A 22,731-nucleotide genomic window follows, 5' to 3' on the forward strand; every position below is an offset into this window, starting at 1 on the left:
GATATGATTCATAGAATTATGATATGATAAGTGGTAGTTTGGCAAATTTTGATAAATGTAGAACAATTATGACAAAATTTTCAGAGATACAAATATGGTGTATCTTTGGACAGCATTTGTTTTAATCATAAGGAGGAGTTTTTGTATGTTTAAAATACCTAAATATAAACATCCAGATTTTAACAAAGAATTATTTCTAGCTGCTCCAGATGTAAAAATAAAGAGAGTAATTAAAGATGGGGTTGCTCCAAATAATTATCATGTAACTTCTATGTATCCTGAATATTTTAAAGTAAATGGAAGATGGATTTTAGCAACAGAAAGTAGAATGGATTGTGTACCAGTTATTATAGATGATGAAACTATTGAAATGAAAGAATTTAGAAATTTGAAAGTAGGAGATCAAGTAATTATTGGTAGAACTGAAGATGGAAGCGAAGGAATTTATCTGCATGTAAATGGATTTATGGAAGAGGAGAAGGAAGGAGATGTATTTGCTTTTAGAACTGGAAGATCTAGGGAAACTGCTTTTACTAAAGATTATGAAGAGTTAGTTGAACTTTTAAAATATGAGAAGGAAAATGGATATATTGTATGGGTGCTAGGTCCTGCTGTATCCTTTGACTATAGCTCTAGAAAGTCAATGGCAGATTTAATAAACGAGGGATATGCCCATGCAATTTTAGCTGGAAATGCTGTAGCTACTCATGATATCGAAGGAGCATTATTTGGTACAGCTTTAGGACAAGATATTTATAATCAAGATTCAAAGCCTAATGGACATTATCATCATTTAGATGCAATTAATAAAGCAAGAGAGATGGGATCATTACAAAGATTAGTTGAAAATGGAGACGTTAAGAATGGAATTGTTCACGCATGTATCAAAAATGATGTACCAATGGTTTTAGCAGGTTCTATAAGAGATGATGGACCTCTTCCTAATGTATATTCAGATGTATATGACGCACAGGAAGCAATGAGAAGCCATGCAAAACGAGCGACTACGGTAATATGTTTAGCTACACAGCTTCATACCATTGCTACAGGAAATGTAACTCCGTCATATACAGTTGTTGATGGAGAGGTAAGACCTGTATATATTTATGCGGTAGATGTTTCAGAATTTGTATTAAATAAGTTAAGAGACAGAGGAACATTACAAGGAAAAACTATTGTAGCAAATATTCAAGATTTCCTGGGAAAATTAAGGGATCGTTTGATAGATTAGATGTATGCTTCATTTGTTTGAGATTTTTTGATCAATATAATGAATATTTAAAGGAAATAAGAAAAAAATACTAAAAGTAAGAGATTAATGATATAATAAGATACTTGTTGAATGAAAAAATGAAAAGGAATGATAAAATGCAAAAAATAAGATTTGAAGAAATGAATTGTTCAAAGGAAATAAAAAAAGCAGTAAATGATATGGGATTCGAAGAGGCAACCCCTATACAGGCGTTAGCTATTCCACTTATCTTTGAAGGAAGAGATGTAGTAGGACAAGCTCAAACCGGAACAGGAAAAACAGCAGCCTTTGGAATACCTGCTATAGATAAAGTATCACCAGACAAAAAAGAAACACAGGCTCTTATATTATGTCCAACAAGAGAACTAGCTGTGCAAGTTTCAGAAGAACTTTCAAAGCTTGCAAAGTATAAAAAGGGAATAAATATATTACCAGTTTTTGGAGGACAATCTATTGATAGACAAATTAGGGCACTTAAAAAAGGAGCACAAATTGTTATAGGAACTCCTGGTAGAGTGATGGATCATATTCGAAGAAAAACTTTAAAGCTTGATAATTTAGAAATATTTATATTAGATGAAGCTGATGAAATGCTAAATATGGGATTTAGAGAAGATATTGAAACTATCCTTAAAAGCGTTCAGAAAAAAAGACAAACATTACTTTTTTCAGCTACAATGCCTAAGGCTATATTAGAAATTATAAATAAATATCAAGAAAATCCTGAAATCGTTAAGGTGGTTCATAAAGAATTAACAACGCCAAATATCGAACAAATGTATATAGAAGTAAAGGAAAAGGATAAAGTAGAAGTTTTAACAAGATTGATAGATATGTACAATCCAAAGCTTTCTATTGTATTTTGTAATACAAAGAAAAAAGTGGATGAAGTTACAGATCTTTTACAGAGCAGAGGCTATTTAACGGACAAAATACATGGAGATATGAAGCAAACGCTAAGAATGAATGTAATGAATAAATTTAAGCGTGGAGATATAGAAATCCTAGTTGCTACAGATGTTGCAGCAAGGGGACTAGATATAGATGATGTAGAATATGTATTTAATTTTGATGTTCCAGCCCATGAAGATTATTATGTTCATAGAATAGGCAGAACAGGCAGAGCAGGAAAAACTGGAAGCTCATTTTCATTTGTAACGGGAAGAGATTTTTATCTTTTGAAAAATATAATGAAATATACTAAGAAAAAAATCAAGCAGCATCCTATACCTACTATTAAAGATATTGAAACTATCAAAACAGAGGCTTTTATAGATAGAGTTAAGAGAAAAATTGAAGAAGGAAATCTTCAAAAGTATATTAAGATTGTTGAAAAATTAATAGAGGACGATTATCCTTCTATTGAAGTTGCAGCAGCTCTTCTTAAGATGGAACTAGATATGCCAGAGGCTAAAGAAATAGAAAGACCTAAGAAGGTAATAGATACAGGTGCTCAAGAAGAGGGCATGGTTAGAATGTTCATTAATATTGGAAAAAACAAAAAAATAAGAGCAAGAGATGTAGTTGGAGCAATAGCTGGAGAAACAAGTATTAAAGGAAAAAATATAGGGGTAATAGATATTCATGATGATTATACATTTGTAGAAGTTCCTGAAGAATATGCAGAGGAAGTTCTTGCTAAGATGCGTAAAAATACTATAAAGGGTAATAAGATTACTATAGAACCTGCTAAAGGGAAAAAAGTTAGAAGAAAAAGGAAGAAAAAAAAGTAAAGTTTAGATGAAATTATGCTGTACTACAAAGGTAGTACGGTTTTTTTTATATAAAGAATAGCAAAATAAAAAGGGAATTCAGAAAATTTATAGAATAAATAATATAATAAAAACTTAAAGGATAAGGGGTATGAAAAATGGCGAAACTTTATTATTGTGCAGAATGTAGAAAAATTGAAAAGGATGCTAATAAGTGTGGCGTATGCAATAGTGAAAAAGTAAAACCTTTAAAGGTTGGAGCGCCGGTGAATGTTATTGGTACAAAGCAGAAAGGAAAAATTTTTAAGATTAAAGAAGATGGTGTAGATTTACTAATTATAAATCAAGCAAAGGAAAAGATTATAAAAGGCTACAAGCATGAAGAAATTCAAAAGATTTTTTAATAGTTTAGATTACCTGCAGGATTGCAGGTAATTTTTATGTGCTTTTTAAGTTCTTTTATAGTATATAAGGTTATGGTATAATGTTCCATAGTTCTTGTATCGGAAGATTGCATAAATTTTATTATATGAATTAGGAGGATGAGCATGGATATGGACCCAATTATTAAAATACATGATTTAAGGATACGTTATGGATCTGGAGAGGATGTTTTAAAGGGAATCAATGTAGAGATATATCCAGGACAAATTATAGGATACATTGGACCTAATGGGGCTGGGAAAAGTACTACAGTAAAAATTATTCTTGGTATATTAGATAATTATAGAGGAAAAATAGAGATTTTTGGAAATGATATTTCGGTGGACAAAATTTCATATAAAAGAAGAATTGGATATGTACCAGAAACTGCTGAAATATATGATAATTTAACAGCATATGAATATCTTACCTTTTTAGGAGAAGTTTATGGTATGGAAATAGAGACTGTGGAAAATAAGGCTAAAAAGCTTATGGGGTTATTTGGAATAGAAGAACATTTTTATGATAGAATTTCTTCTTATTCAAAGGGTATGAAGCAAAAGCTATTGATTATATCAAGCTTGCTCCATAATCCAGACATATTGTTCTTAGATGAACCTTTAAGTGGATTAGATGCAAATAGTGTGATGGTTTTTAAGGAGATTCTATCATCACTTGCCAAAGAAGGAAAAACTATCTTTTACTCTTCTCATATTATGGAAGTTGTGGAAAAAATAAGTCATCGTATACTGTTGCTGAATAATGGTCAAATTGTTGCAGATGGAACCTTTGAGGAGCTAAAGGAAAAAAGTAGAGAAGGTTCTTTGGAAGAAATATTTAATCAATTGACAGGATTTCATAAACATAGAGAGATTGCAGATGAATTTATAAAAACTCTTAAGGAGGAGGTATAAGGAATGAAAGATTTTAAATCCTTAAAGGTTTTAGATAAATTTCGATTTATTTTTGAAAGATTAGGTGTAGACTACAAAGTAATGAGAAAAATATTACAAATGAAATTAATCATGGATACGAGAAGAGTGCCAACAGCTATGAATAATTACGAAAAGGATAAAGATAGCAATTTATTTATGAAGTCTTTGTTTATATATGGATTGCTTGGTTTGATTATTTTATTTGATATGATTTCTTCATTGCCATTATTTGTAAAATTAAATTTTTGCTTTGGCATATTGATGTTTATGATAATGACTACCATGATTTCAGATTTTTCATCTATTTTATTAGATGTAAAAGATAAAAATATTTTATTGACGAGACCTATAGATGCAAAAACTATTAATATAGCCAAAATTATTCATATTTTTATTTATCTATTTATAATTACTATGAGTATGGCAGGACCTTCTTTAATAGCTGGTATAATAGATTATGGATGGTTGTTTGGTATATTATTTTTTATAGAATTAATACTTATTGCGAGTTTTATTGTTTTTATATCTTCTTTACTATACTGTTTTATCCTTTATTTTTTTGATGGAGAAAAATTAAAGGATATGATTACTTATTTTCAAATTATATTGTCCATTACTATTACTATTGGCTATCAGTTTATAGGACGGATGTTTCATATTTTTAGAGAAGATATAGTTTTTACTCCAAAATGGTGGACGTATTTTATTCCTACGACTTGGTTTTCAGCTCCTTTTGAATTATTTATCAACCATAATTATGTAAAATATAATATTATTTTAAGTATTTTATGTGTTTTAATACCTTTGATAGCTTTGATAATACATATAAAGCTGGTTATTCCTTATTTTGAAAAAAATCTTTCAAAGTTAAACCATCATAAAGGTAAAAATGCTAAATATTTTGAACTAAAAGAAAAAATTCAAAAAAAATTAGCAAAAATATTTTGTTTTAATAAAATGGAGAATATATTTTTTAGATTTACACAAAATATGCTCTCAAATGAAAGAACTCTCAAATTAAAAATATATCCTAATATTGTTTTTGCAGCTGTTTTTCCACTTATTATTATTGGAAGAGATATGCTAGATGGCAATTCTATAGGAGAGGCTATAGAAGAGATGTCTAATATCAAATTATATTTATTTATATATTTAACTGTACAAATGGTGTCTAGCTCGATTTTAATGATGAGTATAAGTGAGAAATATAAAGGTGCATGGATTTATAAAATTTTACCTATAGAAAGTCCTCGGTATATATACAAGGGTGCATGGAAAGCTTTTTTACTGAAGTATAATATTCCTGTATTTCTATTTGTAAGCTTTATATTTTTGTTAATTTATGGATATAAAATTATTATTGATTTAATTTTAATTCTATTAAATATGCTTTTGCTTAATATATTGATTTTTAGAAATTCGTCAAAAAGACTTCCTTTTAGTAAGAGCTTTAAGCATATTCAGGAAAATGGTGCAGTAACATTTTTTTTCTCTGCTTTTATTTGTAGTATGTTAGCAGGTATACACTTTTTGGTGAGAAATACAATTTGCGGAAGATTGATTTGTTTAGGTATTGTGTTATTACTTGATTTATTTTTGTGGGAAAAAAGCTTTCAAGATGAGTTTGAAAATTCGATATAAATGATAAAAGTGGAAGAAAAATATGCTTTTTCTTCCACTTTGTTATGTTATAAAAAAAAGAGTTATTGCATAGGCAATAACTCTTTTTGTCGTTATTATCTTAAATATATATAAATAGAAATTATTATCTTCTAAATAGGTTTCATATTTATTATATTAAAATAATACTTTGAAATTAAAGTTTAACTACATTACTAGCTTGAGGTCCTCTGTTTCCTTCAGTAATTTCGAATTGAACTTGTTGACCTTCTTCTAAACTTTTGAATCCATCTCCTTGAATAGCAGAGAAATGTACAAATACGTCATCTCCACCCTCTACTGAAATAAATCCATAACCTTTTTCTGAGTTAAACCATTTAACTGTTCCTGTTTTCATTTAAAAATCCTCCAAAAAATTAAATTTTATTTTCGAAATTAATTATATCATATATAGATATAAATAGCAACAGGGTATTTGAATTATTGAAGATATTTTTTATATACGATTTTTCCATTAACCATTGTCATTTCAACACAAATATCTTTGATTTTATTTTCGTCAATATTGAAAATATCTTCACTTAGAACTATTAAATCAGCAAGTTTACCTACCTCTAAAGAACCTTTTATTTTCTCTTCAAAAGAACTATAGGCTCCGTTGATAGTAAATGCTTTCAAGGCTTCTGTTACGGAGAGTTTTTCATTTGGAAGATATGCTTCATCAGGCATAAGATTTAAATCTTTTCTTACTACAGCTGAATAAATATTTTCAAAAGGATTAAAATTTACAACAGGTGCATCAGACCCCCCACAAACTTTGATACCTAAATCGTACATAGTTTTAAAGGCATAGGATTCATCAGCACGATGACCTACTCGGTCACGAACGATATGTAAATCGTAATCTAAGAAAATGGGTTGAACATAAGCAATTAGATTTAAATCTTTCATGGAATGAAGGATTTCTGAATTTGTTATTTGTGCATGGACAATGCCATGTCTATTATCTTTATTTTTATCATATGAGGAAGAATTTTTTATAGCATCTATAAACATGTCCATTGCTTTATCACCTATAGCGTGAGCAGCAACTTGGAAACCATGTTTCTGGGAATAATCAAACAACTCATTAAGTTCCTCTTGTTTAAAACTGGCAATTCCTTTATTTTTAGGGCAGTCGCTATAATCTTCTCGAAGCAGAGCTGTTCTAGCACCTAAAGAACCATCTAAAAGCAGTTTAAGAGGACCTATTTTAAAGAATGTATCTCCCATACCTGTTTTATATCCTAATTCAACAAATTCTTCAAATGAGGGTTTGTCGAAAAATAAGCATTGTTGATAAACTCGAACAGGTAATTTTTTCTCTTTATTAAGTTCTTTGTATGCTGTAAGAACCTTTTTATAATCTTGATCTGGCATAGTACATAAATCATCTGTTTGGACTGAAGTAATACCGTTTTTAAGGAGATGATTACATGTAGTTAAAATCATTTCCTTGATATCATCTAGAGAAGGAGATGGGACTGCGCTATATAAAATATTTAGTGCATCTTCTTGAAAAATTCCGTCTTCTATATGGATATTAGGATCATTTTTATCTAAATGCTCTATACCAATAATATTTAGTGCAGCTGTATTACATACGCTTATATGACCACAAATACGAGTAAATAAAATAGGAATATCTTTTGAAATTTTATCTAAATCAGCTCTTTTAGGAAATCTGTTTTCTGCAAGGTTATCTTGATTCCATCCACGACCCAGGAGCCATTTTTTACCTATAATGGAATGAGCTTTAATAAAATTCTTTGCTGCTTTTATTATATTTTCAATAGAATCTAATTTAGTCAAATCCATTTTTTTTAATGTATAGCCATAATTTAAAAGGTGCATATGACTATCATTAAATCCTGGAAGGAGTAGTTTTCCATCAAGGTAAATGACTTCATCATAAGTAGCTGTTATTTCCTTTGCAGCTTCGTTAGAACCTAAAAAATCAATTTTATTACCATTAATACCTATAGCTTCATAAAATGTATTTTGAGAGTCAAGTGATGCTATTTTTCCATTTACAAATAATGTTTTCATAGTAAAATCTCCTATTTAAAAAATTTTATTTGGTATAATGGAATACAAATAAAGAAACTTTGAAAACTGAAGTTTGTGGGGGGATTATATGGAATTGATTATAAACTATATAGCAGACTTTTTGTGGGATTGGCCGCTAATAGTAACGATTCTTTCAACTGGTATTTACTATACATTAACATGTAAATATTTTCAAATCAAGTATTTTAAGCATATTTGTAAAAGTACATTTGGAAGTAGTGAAAATACAAAAGAGTATAATGCAAATTCTCTTACTACATTGGAGACCTTTTTTACGGTAATTGCTACTACTTTAGGGATTGGAAATATAACAGGAGTTGCAACGGCCATTTCACTTGGTGGGGCTGGTGCTTTATTTTGGATGATTATAACTGGAATGATTGGTATGATCATAAAGATGGCAGAGGTAACTCTTGCAGTTTATTATAGGGATGAAAATGAAGATGGAAGTTTTGATAGTGGTCCCATGCAGTATATAGAAAAAGGGATAGGTGTTTGTATGAATTTTGGAAAGCTTCATGTACCCATTGCTATCTTTTGTATTGGGATTATGTCAACTTTATTTATAACTATACAAAATTATCATGCATCTGTTGCAATTTCAGGTATTTTTAACATGAATGTAATATATATTGCATTTATATATTTAGTTGTATTATATTATGCAATTTATAAAGGGATCAAAGCAGTAAGCAAAATATTTAAAATAACGATTCCCATAATCTCTTTGATTTATATAGGATCAGGAATCTTAGTAGTTTTAAGGAATTTAGATTTATTGTTGCCATCTATAAAGCTAATCATTTTGGATGCATTTGATATTAATGCATTATTTGGAGGAATTGCAGGAAAAGGTATTGCAGAAGTCGTAAGACAGGGGGTATCTAGAGCTGTATACTCTAATGAAGCTGGATGGGGAACTACGCCTATGATTCATGCAAAAGCAAATACAGATCATCCAATAAAAATAGGATTTTTGGGTGCTATAGAAGTTTTTTTTGATACGATTATTATATGTTTTACAACGGGAGTAGTTGTTGTAATATCCATGGTTTCTGGGAATTTGGGTGTTGGAGATGAAATTGTTATAAAAGCGTTTTCTATGGGTATAGGAAATGGAGCAAAAATAATTATACCTACTATCATTTTCTTGTTTGGATTAACTACTTCTATAGGCTGGTATTCCTATTATGAGACTATATTTAAGTATATACATAAAAGATCAAAGATCAATGTATTACCACTAATAAAAGTGATGAAGTATATTTATCCATTACCAGGATTTTTTATGGTTTTATATGTTAGTAAAAATGGAGCGCCAGGAAAGCTTCTTTGGGCTTATTCAGATATATTAGCAGGACTGCCAACTTTTATAAACATCTTTGCTGTTTTGATATTGTCCAATAAATTTTTTGATTTACTAGAGGATTATGAGTTAAGGTATATCAAAAAAGTTGAACCAGAGGAAAGAATACCCATTTTTTTCAAAGAAGAAGATGATGAATATTATAATTTTTAGGAATTGTGTGAAAATACACATAAAAATTTGATGTGTATTTGACATTTGTTTTTTATACTCTCTCTAAGGAATAAAATAAAGAGATAAGGGGGAGTTTTTTTTATGGAACAAATTTTAGATGCTATAGTCGGTTTTTTGTGGGGAACACCGCTTATAGTAGGCATTCTTTTCACTGGTTTTTATATTACAATTAGAAGTGGATTTTTTCAGTTTGCTTTCTTTGGGCATATAATGAAAAATACTTTTGGTAAAATGCTAAAAGGAAAAGATGATAGTCATGGAGGTAAAGGTCTTTTATCGCCAATCGAAGCTGTTTCAACTGCTATAGGAGGGTCTGTAGGGGTAGGAAATATAGGCGGTGTTGCTACAGCTATAGCTACAGGTGGTCCTGGTGCAGTATTTTGGATGTGGATTTGTTCTCTAATTGGGATGATTATAAAAACAGCTGAGGTAACTTTAGCAGTTCATTATAGAAATACTGATGAAGATGGGAATCCATTTGGCGGACCTACCTATTATATTGAAAAAGGCTTAGGAGAAGAAAAAGGTTTTAAATTCTGGCCTGTACTAGCAGTTTTATTTGGAGGAGGTATATTTGCAACTTTCTTTATTACTTTACAAAACTATACTGTTTCAGAAGCATTAGATTCAGCTTTTGGAATAGGTATGATACCAGCATCTTTGATATATTGTGTATTAACTTATGCCATGATTTTTGGAGGAATAAAGCATGTGGGTAAAGTAGCTGGTAAGATTGTTCCGATTATGTGTCTATTTTATATCGGATCTTGCTTGATTATTATAGTTACGAATATATCTGAACTTCCAGGGGCGTTGGGCCTTATATTTAAGTCTGCATTTTCTGGAACAGCTGCTATAGGAGGATTTACAGGTGCAGGGGTTACACAAGTAATAAGATTGGGAGTTTCTAGAAGTGTTTATTCAAATGAAGCAGGTTGGGGTACATCGCCTATGATTCACTCTACTTCAAAAACAGATCATCCAGTAAAGCAGGGATTATGGGGTGGATTTGAGGTGTTTGTGGATACTATGATTGTATGTACAATGACAGCACTTGCAATTATTATTACAGGGCAGTGGTCTTCGGGATTATCTGGTGCAACACTTACATTATCTGCATTTGAAATAGGGGTAGGCTCTTTAGGTAAAAATATTTTAGCTACAGGTGTATTTCTATTTGGAATAACAACTTCTTCTGGCTGGTATTCATATTATGAAATTATTCTAAGACATGTTTTCAAAGAAAAATCAGATATTAAGAATAAAATTTTGAAGGTTTATAGATTGTTGTACCAGATTCCCGGAGTTTTGATGGTATTATATGCTGTAAGCTATGGGCTTCCAGGAAAGTATGTATGGTATTTTGCAGATATTTCATCAGCTGTGCCAACCTTTGTAAATATATTTGCAGTACTATTTTTATCTAATAAGTTCTTTGAATTATTAAAAGATTACAAAGCTAGATATTTAGGGATTGGAAAAGTAGATTTAAGCTGTAAATTATTTTATGAAGATGGAGTAAGTGGAAAGGAAAAACTTTGAGTAAAATAAATTCAATATTTTGATTTTGTAAATAGGATAGTATATTATAACAGACCTCTTGATTTTAGAAATGTAAATTTACTAAAATCAGGTCGTCTGTTTTGTTCTATATTTAAAGGACTTATATGACTTATTTCATATAAAAGTGTTATAATAAATTAGAATTTACTAAAAGGAGTTAAGTTCGTATGTGGATCAATATCATTGAAGATGAAAAAAATTTAAATGCTATTTTGAAGACTTACTTAGAAAAAGAGGGTTATTCTGTGAGAAGTTTTTTAAATGGCAATGATGCGATTGAAGCTATAGGTCTAGAAACGGATTTATGGGTGATAGATATCATGCTACCTGATATAAATGGATTTACTATTTTTAATAAAATAAAGGAAGCTACACCCCATGCATATACTATTTTTATTTCTGCTAGAAACCAAGATATAGATCGAGTGGTTGGTCTTGAAATGGGATGTGATGATTATATTTCAAAGCCTTTTATGACAAGAGAACTCATCATAAGGGTGAACAAATTATTAAAAGCATCAGTAAAAGATAAAAGCGTATTAAAGGCAGGAAAATACGAGATATGTATGGATCGGCATAAAGTTTTCTGCGATAAAAAAGAGATCGAATTTTCTGCAAAAGAATATGATCTTTTAATTTATTTTCTTCAAAACGCTAATATAGCTCTTTCTAGAGAACAAATTTTAGAGCGGGTTTGGGATGGTGCTTATCAAGGTTCTCAAAGAGTTGTAGATGATACTATAAGAAGGATCAGAAAAAAAATGCCGGAATTAAAGATTGAAACTGTTTATGGGTATGGGTATACATATGAAAGAAAATAGTATGAAAAATAAACCATTAGGTTTTCAAATATGGATAATTATTACGATATTTATAGTTTTGATTACTGTTATAGTTTCTGCTACAACAATTATTACCATAAATAAAACAAGCAATTTAGATATTGATATTTTTGATAAAAAATTATTTGGAAGTCTTTTTAAACTTATGATCTGCATTATTATAATAAGTATTATAGCAGCAAAAATGATTTCCAATACAGTAACTGAGCCTTTACGCTTTTTGGAGAGAAAAGTTAGATTGATTGCAAATAAAAAATGGATAAAAAACATTAAGCTTGATAGGAAAGATGAAATTGGGAAATTAGCTTATTCAATAAGTAAGATGCAAGATAATTTAGAAAAACTAGATAAAGAAGAAGAATTTTTTTTACAAAGCTTATCTCATGAATTGAAAACACCTATTATGGTTATTAAGAATTATTGTCAAGCACTTCATGATGATGTATATATAAACGATTCTATGGATGATACAATCAATGTTATTGAGGAAGAAGCCAATGCTTTAGAAACAAAAATTGGCAAGCTTTTATATGTAAGTTCCCTTGAATATGTGCTAGAAAAAGAAGACAACTTTGAATGTATAGAATTAAAAGAAATGATAGAACATCTTACAGATAGGATTTGTCATTTTAATGAAAGGATAAATATAGAACTACAATTAGAAAAGTGTTTTGTCATGGGGATAGAAGAAAAATTACAGGTTGCAATAGAAAACATTTTAGATAATTGTGTTAGATATGCAAAGACATATATTAAAATTAAAACTAGAGAGGTAAGGGCTAGCAAATATGAAGGATTTTATGTTGAAATTTCCATTATCAATGATGGAGATGATATACCGAAAGAAGTAAAGGCACATTTATTTAATAAATTTTATAAGGGATTGAATGGGAATTTTGGGTTAGGACTTTATATTACTAAAAAGATTATAGAATTTCACAAAGGAAGTGTTGGTATTGAAAATTTAAAGGGTGAGGTTATATTTACCATTAAACTACCACTTGTGGAATAAACAAATCACTTAGATTTTTTTATACAATTATAGACAAGCATTTTTTGAACCAATGGTGAGACGTTTGCTAACAATGCTTATGATAATTATTTCGTTATAGTTGAGAATACAATCGGTGATATGCTTACTGCATATTACAAGGGTTAGTTAATGATTATTTATTATATTAGCAAAGTTAAAAATGCAAAAACTACTCCTAAAAGAAAAGGAGTAGTTTTTGATAATGCCAATTGTATCAAAAATTTTTTATCTAGATTTTATTAATTTTTTTTCTAAATAAGCTACACATTGATACATAAGTGATGCAAGAATAGCTAAAATTATGACGCTTGTCATTACTAAATCAAGCTTGAAAACTTGCCCACCGTAAACAATCAAATATCCTATTCCTGCTTGAGATACTAAAAACTCTCCGACAATTACACCAACCCATGAAAGTCCCACATTAATTTTCAATGCATTAATGATGGTAGGAATACTTGCAGGAATGATAACTTTTTGCAGTATTTGTACCTTTGTTGCACCAAAGGTTTGAAGCATTTTTATTTTATCTTCATCAACTTCTTTAAAGCCTCCATATACACCTAAAATTGTTACGATAATGGATACGGTCATTGCAGTAAAAATAATGCCTGTGATTCCTGCGCCTGCCCAAAGGATAATAATAGGTGCTAAGGCTGTTTTAGGCAATGCATTTAAAATGACCATATAAGGGTCTAAGACTTTAGAAATAAAATCTGACCACCATAAAAGGATAGCGACTAAAGTTCCTAAAAAAGTTCCTAATAAAAAGCCGATAATGGTTTCAAAGGAGCTAATAACGATATGTTTAAACAATGAACCATTTTTTGCAAGCTTTAAAAATAAATGCCATATTTCGGAAGGACAGCTTGTAAGAAAAGTATCAATGATCTCAAGTCTAGCAGCCATTTCCCAAAGGGCAAAAAATATAATAAGTAAAGATAGCTGTGTAATGAGGATGTATTTTTTTCTTTTTTTATGCATATTTAAAAAGTTTAGATGGTCTTTAGAAAATTGCTTATGGGTGTCTTTTTTTATTTTATGCTCTATTGTCTTATCTAACATGAACATCAAGCTCCTTCCATATAGAATTGAAATAATGCCGAAATTCAGGAGCTTCTCTAGAGGAAAGAGGTGTCCTTTCATTTTCAAGAGTTAGTTTAATTTCATGTATACTTTTTACTGTTGCAGGTCTTTTTGATAATACAATTACTCTGTCTGCCATAGATATAGCTTCTGCTATATCATGTGTTACCATAATAGCTGTCTTTTTTTCTTTTTTTAATATACGACCAATATCGTCAGCTACAGCAAGTCGAGTTTGATAGTCTAGTGCGGAAAAAGGTTCATCAAGTAGCAGTAGTTCAGGTTGAATTGCTAAAGTTCTGATGAGTGCTACTCTTTGACGCATACCTCCTGATAGTTGTCTTGGGTAATGATCTTTAAATTCCCCTAATCCATACATTTCTAATAATTTTTCAGTTCTGGCTTTTGTATCTTTATTTAATTTGTTTTGTATTTCTAGTCCAATCAAAACATTATTTAAGATATTTCTCCATTCAAATAAATGATCTTTTTGGAACATATAGCCGATTGTCTTATTTGTACCACTTACGGGTTTACCATTTACAATGATTTTTCCAGAAGAAGGTTTAAGAAGTCCAGATATGATTGATAAAATAGTTGATTTTCCACAGCCACTAGGACCTACAATAGAGACGATTTCTCCTTTGTATACTTCAAAAGATAAATCCTTTATAGCGAGTGTTTCACGTTCTAAGGTATGATAATTCATAGATATATTTTTGATTTCTACAATTTTTTCCATAGGTCTATTCCCCCTAAGCCGAAAACTTCAATATATTTTCATAGTATTCAATAGGAAAAATATTTGTTACTTTATTGATGAAAAGCAATAATCAAAGTTTAATAAGATGTCTAGAGAATTAAGAGAGGTGAATTTTTATTACCATTCGACAAAACAAGAGCAATTTCATCAAAGGAATAATTGTGAAATATATAGAAATATAAGAAGTAATGTTAAATATTGAAAAAATGTAGAATTATTTTAAAAATATGATACTAATTTAAAGTGTTAATTTATGATGAGTGATTGTATATATTTTAAATTTTCATGAAAATAATGTATAAAGATTAATATTGTTCTTATGATTTTATAAAGTTAGGTAAAAAATTTAGTGCAGAACAAAAGGATAGAGAGGAGCTTGATTATGTTAGTTGAAAAAGCATTAATGAAAGAAGAAGTTAAATTAATATTGCCTAATTACAAAGAAATAGGAGAACAAATCGAGAAATTAAGAGATAGTTTACTAGGAATGCCATTAGGAAATAAGAAGAGATCGGATGAATACTATAGAAATAATTTTTCCATTCTAGGAGGAAGAGGAACAGGTAAAACAAGTGTGTTACTTTCTCTAATGAATTGTTTAAGAGCAAAAAAGAACATAAATAATGATTTTGTTATGCCTTTGATTGTTCCTGATAAGATTAGTGAGGCAAGTGACGTACTGGGGTGGATTATAGATTCTTTTGAAGATGAAGTAAATAATTGTGTGAAAAAGTACTGTGAAAAATTAAAAGGAAGGAATTTTGAACATAGTGAATATTTTAAATACTGTATCAAGGAAGAGAAAACAGAGCTTGAAAGATTATTTATAAAGTTACAAGAGGATTATGTATATCGAAAGATTAGATATTATGAAGTTATTAAGGAAAATTATGTAGGAAAGAACGAGTATCGAAAAGATAATTTGAGAATATTAAATGCTGATATAGAATTAGGTAAAACTTTCAATAAATTTATTGATGAATTGATTTTTTTTAAGAAGAATAAGTTAAAAGAGGATGAAAATGGTAAAGAACCATTAATTTTTATATTTTTTGACGATGTAGATATTTGTCATGAACGATGTATAGAAATTTTATTAACTATTTTAAGATATTTAACACATCCTAATATTGTTACAATCACATCTGGCGATTATAAAATATTCCATGAAGAATTGACAATGGAGTTCTTGAGAAAAGATCAGGTTTTTAGAGAATCGTTAATGACAAAGATATATAGTGATAAAGAAGATAGTTATAGTGAAAATAAGCAAACAGCTTTAGAGATACGAAAAGAATTAAGTCATAATTATTTAAAGAAGATACTTCCTCCTGTTTTTCGATATGAAATTAAAGAGTTATCAAATGAGGATAAAAAGGATTTTGGCTATATTGAAAATAATAAAAAAGATCAGAATAAAGAAGATAATAAAGGACATTTATTAAAAAAATTAAAAAAAATAACAAACATTGATGAGAAGGAGCTAGAAATATATCTTAGAATTTTTGATAATACACCTAGAGGATTAGCGAATGTATATCAGTTTGTATGTGATAATGGAGAGTTTGATATAAAAAAACGAAAGCAATTATTGCATATTATTGTAGATACAAATAATCAATTAAAAAAATACAAAAAATATATTTACAAGATGATTCATTTAGACAAAAAAATATCTTCAGATGAAAGTCCAAGGATAAATTATGAATTATTGGGTTTATATTTTTATAAATTATATTCTGAATGTAATGAAATTGAAAAAAGAAGAGAGTTATTTGATGACTTTGTTGTATTATTTAGTTTATTGAATTTTTTTGAAAAAATAGATATAAACTTGGACAAAAGAATAAATGAGCAAGAGAGTGGTAAGGTACTTATTGAAATCTTAAAAAGTAGAAATGAAGCATTATATCCTAATGTATATGATATTAAGGAAGATAAAAATAAGGAGAGTGCGACAGATGATAAAAAAAATAATGGTTGTATAAAGCATATGAAAGATATATCTAATATGCTAAAGCTATATGATTGGGCATCTGAGGATATTTTTAGAAATAAAGCAGAAAGATTTTATTTTGAAGGAAAAATATATGGAAAATATATTAGCAAATTTGCAAAAAAATATTTTGAACAAATAAATAGTAGCTTTAATACTGATGAAAATCTAGACATAGGAGGAATTTTCAAAAAAATATATGAGAGTGATCCGAGATGGGTTAGAAATAAAGTGAATTTTATATATGAAAACTCTAAAACAATAGATGAAATTTGGAAAGATAAGTGTATAGAAACTATAGATATTATGTTTAAATTAACTGGAAAAAAGAAATCAGATATACTTAAAGAAGTAAATAAAGAGGCAGGAACAGATTATAACAAAAAGTTAATTATTCGAAAAATTGAGGCTAAAGAAAATTTAGGAAAAGGAGATCCAGAAAAAATAAAAAGAGTTTTTGATAAGTTGTTAGAATGGTATGATGATTCGAATGAAATTGAATTTGAAGAATATTTTGCAGAGCTTAAAAAACTTTATGAAGAATATTTAATCTATATAAATTGTGATAAAGAAAATAATTTAGAACGAAAAATAGATGAATTAAAAACAATTATAAAGGAAAAAGGAGAAAATCGCTTAGAAAAAATTATAGAAGAAATTAATAATAACTTAGAAGAAACCATAGATTATACTTTAAGTGGAATTGCTGAAACTTTTGATAAAGAATCTTTGAATAGTTGGCAGCAAGTTTATGAAGTGTATAGAGATATTTTTTTAGAATGCAGAAAATATATTACACCAAAGGAAAAAGGGAATAAAAATGATGAAGAGTATTATGCTGATGAAGAAGTTGTACTAAAATCAGATATAGAGGAAATACTTCTTAAAATAAGATCATTTGATATTTTGGGGGTAAATGGAATTGTTGATGAGCTATTAAAAGAATTTTATTATATAAATAAAAAAGTGTTGAAAAATAAAATAAAGGAAATGAAGCACAAAATAGAGACTATAGGATTAGAAAAAAGAATAAAAAAGCAGATACAAAAGTATTTAGAAATTGTAGAAAATAGTCCAGTAGAGATATTGAAAGGAGACAATAGGAAAGTAGGAAAATTAAGAAGAAAATTATGTCAAGAAGATTTAAAAAAAGTATTTTATGAATATGTACAAGCGAGTACAATGATTGAATATTTAAGTAGGAAAAATATTAATGATGAATTTAGTGAGTTCAGGAAGCAGATTGAAGCAAATCAAGATGGAAAAGGATTAGGAAGATACTTGAAGGAAAGAGTTAATAAAAGAGCGTTATACAAGGAATTTAATGAAAAATTTAAGAAAGAGTTTATAAAAAGTATTGGATAATTGAAGGGGTAAAATTATGTTCAGAGAAAAAATGGATTTACGTGTAAAAATTTTAACTCTTCCTTTTACAGAATTTACTTTTTATAAAGAAGATTACTTTGAAAAATTAGCAAAAAAAACGAATACAAATGAATATAATAAATATTTTCAAGAAGAGTTTTTGAATAAAATCTATCCAATACTAAATAGAAATCAAAAAATTAATAATTTAGATGAAATAAAGTTATTAGTACAAAAATATTATCCTCAAGAAAAGTTAAATACAAGTAGCTATACTAAGAATGGATTTTTAGAATTTTATCTAAATTATTTAACAGAGCTTAGTAAAATATTTTTGACTCATAGAAATGGAAATATTGCTTTAAAGTATTGGGAAGGATCTAGTGAAAAAGATTTATTAGGACCATATAAAGGACTTCATAAAGTAGTATTTTGGAATTCTCTTAATAGAATGTTTACAACGGATATATTAGTTATTTTATACCTTTTGGAAAATGGAATGGAAGAGGAATATTATTTAAAGGGATATCATTCAAATGTTATGGTTGAAGATTTACAGTTGCAAAATATTCTTAGTAAAGGGGTAGCAGAGACCCATATGCATATGAATGCAGGGATTGATTTTGCTGTAACTTGGCAAGAATTAATGTCTGTTAGTAGAAAAAGTATTAAAAAAAATAGAGAAAAAATCATTAATGAGGATAAAGTTATAGGGAAAGATATTCAGTTAAATATTTATATAAATGCAATGGCGATTACTAGAATATTATTGGCAAAATATCTTTCTGATAGAGATAATTTATTTCAAGCGAAGTCCCAAAATTTAATTTGCTATTATGAAAAAATGAATTTTAAAGATGGATTAAGTGTATTAGATTTTTTGAAAAAGATATATAAAGGAGAAAATTTAAAAAACGATATTATTGATTATGAATTGTATTTTGAGGATTTAAAAGCTAAATTTAATTTAACTGAAACAGTAGACGATAAAAGTAAAGATTGGGAATATGATTTTGCTAAAAAGGATATTATTCATAAGATATTGTGTACTTATGGAGAATATTCTATAGTAGAGAATATCTTTTTGTTTCGATCATTAAAGTATATAAGAAAACATAAGGAAGATGAATATTTTGCTAAAATTTTTTGGCAATATATACGAATAAAAAATGAAGTATTTCAACTAAAGGTACAAACAAATTATATAAGAGGATTAGATAACTTTATAGATTACTATAATCGTTCTGTTGAGAGTGATTATAAAAAAAAGGAACTCATGGGATTGATTATGAGTACTCAATTCAAAAATACCAGTTTGCAAAAGCTAGAAGGAAGAATTACTGTAGGAAGTGCAACGAGTGTTGAGGGAATTAAGAAAAGTTTAAAAGAAAAAATCATAGCAGTATTAGAAGCTTATCAAGAAATTTCCGAGAAATTATCAGAGCAAAAAAGAAAAATTCCAGACATTGGTTTAATTATACATTTTATAAAAAAGAAAGATAAAAAAATGATGGAAAAATGCTGGGTTAATTATAAGGAAAAGGAAGAATCAGCTCAATTATATTTTAGAGAAATGCAGGAGGAGTATTTTAGACAAATACAAGCAATTAATGAATTAAGAGAGGATATAGAAGGATTATCTGATTATATTGTAGGGATTGATGCAGCGGCAATAGAAAATGATACAGAACCGTGGGTTTTTGCACCTATATATGAATTTGCGAGAAACAGTGATACGCACAAATTAGTATATAGTAAAGGTTATCATAAAAGAATAAAAAATTTGGGATTTACATTTCATGCTGGGGAAGATTTTAGACATATTTTAACAGGAATACGAAGAATTGATGAAGTAATAAAGCATTTTAAATTTCATGCAGGAGATAGAATCGGACATGGTATTGCAATTGGTATAGATCCAAAGAAGTGGGTACTTGATAACCGAATTACTATTCTTCCGCGCATAGAGCATATAGAAAACTTATTATGGATTTGGGGCTTATGCAAAGATGGAAACTTTGCAAGAAAAATTGATGCACATTATCTAGAAAGAGAAATCTTGATGAGGGCAGAGGCTATTTATCAAAATATGAATGGTATAACAGTATATAATCTTTGGAAGGCATATCAAAATAAGTTTAAGATATTTCGTATTAGTCAAAAGTATGGAAATGCTATTAAAAACAGAGATATAAATAATCATACAGTAATTTGCAATAATGAGCTTTTTTGTTTTTACATTCAATCTGAATATGCAATGCTTTGGGATTCCGATAAATTGACGCATGCACAACATTGCAAATGTTATTTAAAAAAGATGTTAGAACCTATTGAGATTGAGGTAAAAAAAGAAGATATTGATATGATAATAGAAGTTCAAAAATTTATTCTATCTCAAGTAAGCAAAGCTGGAATTATTATTGAAACCAATCCTACATCAAATACAGCTATAGGAAACATAGAAAATTTATTCGAACATTATGTACATCATTTAAATCAAAATGGATTAGATGATGTACATCAAATTGAAAATGGTATTATTGTAAGTATTAATTCAGATGATCCATCTGTATTTAATACAAATGTAAGCAATGAGTTTGCTTATACATATTATGCGTTGATAGAAAAAGGATATGCTAAAGAAGATGTACTTAAATGGATTAATAAGGTAAGAAAAAATGGTATGGCAAGTAGTTTTATTGAAACAAGAAAGTTAACTTATGAGCAAAAAAAAGAGGAGGTAGAAGATATAATCGAAAAGCTTAATAAATATATTTGATTATATATGGATAGTTTATGGAAAATTTTATTATAAAAAATAGAAGCGTATTGAATTTGGATAATATAGTTTATTTATGAAATATAAGGTAGCGCATTATTGACAGGGTAATTCAATAGTGGTAAAATTTCTAATAGAATGGTATTTGAGAAAAGGAGGTATAATGTGATGATCAAGAATGGGAAATTACTTCTTAAGTGGGGAAAGAAAGAGGTAAAAGATACAGCAAGAGTTGGAGTTATGTATTGTTTTAAGAGCTGTGAAAAAAATCAAAATTAGTAAGTTTATATAATTATGTTGAATGAAAGGCTCCTGTTTTGGAGCCTTTTTTAAAATGCTTATGAGCAAATTTATATAAAGAGGAGAATTACAATATGGGCTTTGTGGAACGAGAAATAGAACTGGGTAAAGTATATAAATTTCCTAAAAATCTAAAAAAGGTTTATTATCAGGGAAAAATTATTATTATATCTGTAGATACGGCAAATTGGTTAGTTTTTGATGATGAGAATGAATGGATGATTTTTGATATGTTAAATAATCAGAAATCGATAAATGAAGTTTATGAAGCAACTAGTTTAAAAAGTAATCAGATGGTCGAAACTTTTATAAAGGTGGTTACACAAATTGAAGCTAAGTGTTTTGAAAATAAAAATATTTCTAGAGATGATTCCGTAAATATGTTTGTTTATTTGACAAATAGTTGTAATTTAAGATGTCCACATTGTTATGTATATGCTGGAGAAAAAGATGAAAAAGAATTAAATTTAGATGAATGGAAAAAGATTATAGGGGATTTCAAAAAACGAGGAGGTGATAATATTACTTTTAGTGGTGGAGAAGTAACTATGAGAGAGGATCTTATTGATATTTTAAAATTTACAAAAGAATTAAATATAAAAACTACTGTATTGACTAACGGTACTATATGGAGCGAAGAACTTATAATAAAAGCGAGTAAATATATAGATGAGATACAGATAAGTATTGATGGATATGATGAAAAGAGTAATGCAAAAATACGAGGAAAAGGTAATTTTCAAAAAGCAATAGACACGGTAGATAGATTTTATGAATTAGGAGTTAAATTATCTATTGCAGTTACCCCATTATATGAGGATATTGATAATTTTATTATCAGATTTGAAGATTTTGCTAAAAGTATGATAAAAAAGTATAATGATAATATCTATATGAAATTAAATCTAGAATTAATTAAAGGCAGAGATGTAGATTTAACAGAAGAAGAAAATGAAATTTATAAAAATAAGTTAAAGGAATTAACAGAAAAAATATATCCAAATTATTATATAAACAATTTTATATTGAATCATTCTGATAATTATATTATTGATAATTGTGGATATGGAGAAATAACAATCGCTGCTAATGGAGATGTGTATTGTTGTAATAGAATTTATGAGATAGATCCTGTAGGAAACATATTAGAAATAGGGATAGAAAAAGCATTTGAAAAATTGAAAGAAATAAAGAAAAAAACAAGTGTGGATAATTTGTTACCATGCAAAAATTGTGAATTAAAATATATTTGTGGTGGAGGGTGTAGAATAAAGTATTGTTCTCCATTTAAAAAAGAACAATTTTGTAACAAGCAAGGATATAGAAGAGATTGCACGGAAGAATATAAAAATAGTTTTTATAAAAATATGATAGAAAGTAATGAATTTATGTATTCTTATTAGATGTATGTAC

At 28.4% G+C, this 22,731-nt stretch carries 16 protein-coding genes; 12 read left to right on the top strand and 4 right to left on the bottom strand.

All coding sequences use genetic code 11. The annotated features are described in order from the left end of the window. The first annotated feature begins 145 nt into the window (after positions 1-145). The 5 genes from KVH43_RS08430 (at position 146) to KVH43_RS08450 (ending at position 5,963) form a co-directional block, all read left to right on the top strand. On the top strand, positions 146-1,231 hold the full coding sequence (locus tag KVH43_RS08430; RefSeq protein ID WP_218282111.1) for a putative NPN-dependent ornithine cyclodeaminase: 1,086 nt from the start codon (positions 146-148) through the stop codon (positions 1,229-1,231). A 137-nt stretch (positions 1,232-1,368) separates the two neighbouring features. After that, positions 1,369-2,985: a DEAD/DEAH box helicase gene (locus KVH43_RS08435; RefSeq protein WP_218282112.1), complete on the top strand. Its 1,617-nt coding sequence runs from the start codon at positions 1,369-1,371 to the stop codon at positions 2,983-2,985. Positions 2,986-3,122: 137 nt separating this feature from the next. After that, complete coding sequence (locus KVH43_RS08440; protein WP_218282113.1) at positions 3,123-3,368, top strand: hypothetical protein; 246 nt, start codon at positions 3,123-3,125, stop codon at positions 3,366-3,368. Between the two features lie 144 nt (positions 3,369-3,512). Continuing rightward, entirely contained in the window at positions 3,513-4,301 is a 789-nt protein-coding gene (locus KVH43_RS08445; RefSeq protein WP_255547717.1) for an ABC transporter ATP-binding protein, read from the top strand. 3 nt (positions 4,302-4,304) lie between these two features. Further along, positions 4,305-5,963 carry an ABC-2 family transporter permease gene (locus tag KVH43_RS08450; protein WP_218282114.1) on the top strand — a complete coding sequence of 553 codons (1,659 nt, stop codon included), beginning with the start codon at positions 4,305-4,307 and terminating at the stop codon, positions 5,961-5,963. A 175-nt stretch (positions 5,964-6,138) separates the two neighbouring features. Here the strand turns inward: KVH43_RS08450 and cspD are convergent, their stop codons facing one another. Further along, complete coding sequence (gene cspD, locus KVH43_RS08455; RefSeq protein WP_218282115.1) at positions 6,139-6,339, bottom strand: cold-shock protein CspD; 201 nt, start codon at positions 6,337-6,339, stop codon at positions 6,139-6,141. Positions 6,340-6,422: 83 nt separating this feature from the next. Beyond that, positions 6,423-8,030 (bottom strand): amidohydrolase, encoded by a 1,608-nt coding sequence (locus KVH43_RS08460; RefSeq protein ID WP_218282116.1) that lies wholly within the window; start codon positions 8,028-8,030, stop codon positions 6,423-6,425. 88 nt (positions 8,031-8,118) lie between these two features. On the opposite strand from KVH43_RS08460, the gene KVH43_RS08465 reads away from it, so the two are divergent. The 4 genes from KVH43_RS08465 (at position 8,119) to KVH43_RS08480 (ending at position 13,008) form a co-directional block, all read left to right on the top strand. After that, entirely contained in the window at positions 8,119-9,570 is a 1,452-nt protein-coding gene (locus KVH43_RS08465) for an alanine/glycine:cation symporter family protein (RefSeq protein WP_218282117.1), read from the top strand. A gap of 102 nt (positions 9,571-9,672) precedes the next feature. Then, the gene (locus tag KVH43_RS08470; protein WP_218282118.1) at positions 9,673-11,133 is read left to right on the top strand and encodes an alanine/glycine:cation symporter family protein; all 1,461 of its coding nucleotides are present in this window, start codon (positions 9,673-9,675) and stop codon (positions 11,131-11,133) included. Between the two features lie 188 nt (positions 11,134-11,321). Continuing rightward, positions 11,322-11,975: a response regulator transcription factor gene (locus tag KVH43_RS08475; RefSeq protein WP_218282119.1), complete on the top strand. Its 654-nt coding sequence runs from the start codon at positions 11,322-11,324 to the stop codon at positions 11,973-11,975. Continuing rightward, positions 11,962-13,008 (top strand): sensor histidine kinase, encoded by a 1,047-nt coding sequence (locus tag KVH43_RS08480; RefSeq protein WP_218282120.1) that lies wholly within the window; start codon positions 11,962-11,964, stop codon positions 13,006-13,008. Before KVH43_RS08475 ends, KVH43_RS08480 begins: the two co-directional genes overlap by 14 nt. A gap of 246 nt (positions 13,009-13,254) precedes the next feature. On the opposite strand, the gene KVH43_RS08485 is transcribed toward KVH43_RS08480, so the two are convergent. Both KVH43_RS08485 and KVH43_RS08490 read right to left on the bottom strand, forming a co-directional pair. After that, complete coding sequence (locus KVH43_RS08485; RefSeq protein ID WP_218282121.1) at positions 13,255-14,094, bottom strand: ABC transporter permease; 840 nt, start codon at positions 14,092-14,094, stop codon at positions 13,255-13,257. After that, entirely contained in the window at positions 14,084-14,857 is a 774-nt protein-coding gene (locus tag KVH43_RS08490) for an ABC transporter ATP-binding protein (protein WP_218282122.1), read from the bottom strand. The genes KVH43_RS08485 and KVH43_RS08490 overlap by 11 nt, the downstream gene beginning before the upstream one ends. Before the next feature lie 403 nt (positions 14,858-15,260). Between KVH43_RS08490 and KVH43_RS08495 the strand changes: the two genes are divergently transcribed. From KVH43_RS08495 to KVH43_RS08505, 3 genes are all read left to right on the top strand, one after another. Next, a complete protein-coding gene (locus KVH43_RS08495) occupies positions 15,261-18,239 on the top strand; it encodes a hypothetical protein (RefSeq protein ID WP_218282123.1) in 2,979 nt (992 codons plus the stop codon). A gap of 16 nt (positions 18,240-18,255) precedes the next feature. Further along, complete coding sequence (locus KVH43_RS08500) at positions 18,256-21,018, top strand: amidohydrolase family protein (RefSeq protein WP_218282124.1); 2,763 nt, start codon at positions 18,256-18,258, stop codon at positions 21,016-21,018. Between the two features lie 374 nt (positions 21,019-21,392). Further along, positions 21,393-22,721: a radical SAM/SPASM domain-containing protein gene (locus KVH43_RS08505; RefSeq protein WP_218282125.1), complete on the top strand. Its 1,329-nt coding sequence runs from the start codon at positions 21,393-21,395 to the stop codon at positions 22,719-22,721. The last annotated feature ends 10 nt before the right edge of the window (positions 22,722-22,731 follow it).

The organism is Crassaminicella indica, from assembly GCF_019203185.1.
GTDB classification, from domain to species: Bacteria; Bacillota; Clostridia; order Peptostreptococcales; family Thermotaleaceae; genus Crassaminicella; species Crassaminicella indica.

Bases quoted from the DNA above. Each gene is read 5' to 3' on its own strand.
- KVH43_RS08475 (WP_218282119.1), top strand. From the start codon at position 11,322: ATGTGGATCAATATCATTGAAGATGAAAAAAATTTAAATGCTATTTTG.
- cspD (WP_218282115.1), bottom strand. From the start codon at position 6,339: ATGAAAACAGGAACAGTTAAATGGTTTAACTCAGAAAAAGGTTATGGA.
- KVH43_RS08445 (WP_255547717.1), top strand. From the start codon at position 3,513: ATGGATATGGACCCAATTATTAAAATACATGATTTAAGGATACGTTAT.
- KVH43_RS08430 (WP_218282111.1), top strand. From the start codon at position 146: ATGTTTAAAATACCTAAATATAAACATCCAGATTTTAACAAAGAATTA.
- KVH43_RS08440 (WP_218282113.1), top strand. From the start codon at position 3,123: ATGGCGAAACTTTATTATTGTGCAGAATGTAGAAAAATTGAAAAGGAT.
- KVH43_RS08470 (WP_218282118.1), top strand. From the start codon at position 9,673: ATGGAACAAATTTTAGATGCTATAGTCGGTTTTTTGTGGGGAACACCG.
- KVH43_RS08485 (WP_218282121.1), bottom strand. From the start codon at position 14,094: ATGTTAGATAAGACAATAGAGCATAAAATAAAAAAAGACACCCATAAG.
- KVH43_RS08480 (WP_218282120.1), top strand. From the start codon at position 11,962: ATGAAAGAAAATAGTATGAAAAATAAACCATTAGGTTTTCAAATATGG.
- KVH43_RS08465 (WP_218282117.1), top strand. From the start codon at position 8,119: ATGGAATTGATTATAAACTATATAGCAGACTTTTTGTGGGATTGGCCG.
- KVH43_RS08495 (WP_218282123.1), top strand. From the start codon at position 15,261: ATGTTAGTTGAAAAAGCATTAATGAAAGAAGAAGTTAAATTAATATTG.
- KVH43_RS08500 (WP_218282124.1), top strand. From the start codon at position 18,256: ATGTTCAGAGAAAAAATGGATTTACGTGTAAAAATTTTAACTCTTCCT.
- KVH43_RS08490 (WP_218282122.1), bottom strand. From the start codon at position 14,857: ATGGAAAAAATTGTAGAAATCAAAAATATATCTATGAATTATCATACC.
- KVH43_RS08450 (WP_218282114.1), top strand. From the start codon at position 4,305: ATGAAAGATTTTAAATCCTTAAAGGTTTTAGATAAATTTCGATTTATT.
- KVH43_RS08435 (WP_218282112.1), top strand. From the start codon at position 1,369: ATGCAAAAAATAAGATTTGAAGAAATGAATTGTTCAAAGGAAATAAAA.
- KVH43_RS08460 (WP_218282116.1), bottom strand. From the start codon at position 8,030: ATGAAAACATTATTTGTAAATGGAAAAATAGCATCACTTGACTCTCAA.
- KVH43_RS08505 (WP_218282125.1), top strand. From the start codon at position 21,393: ATGGGCTTTGTGGAACGAGAAATAGAACTGGGTAAAGTATATAAATTT.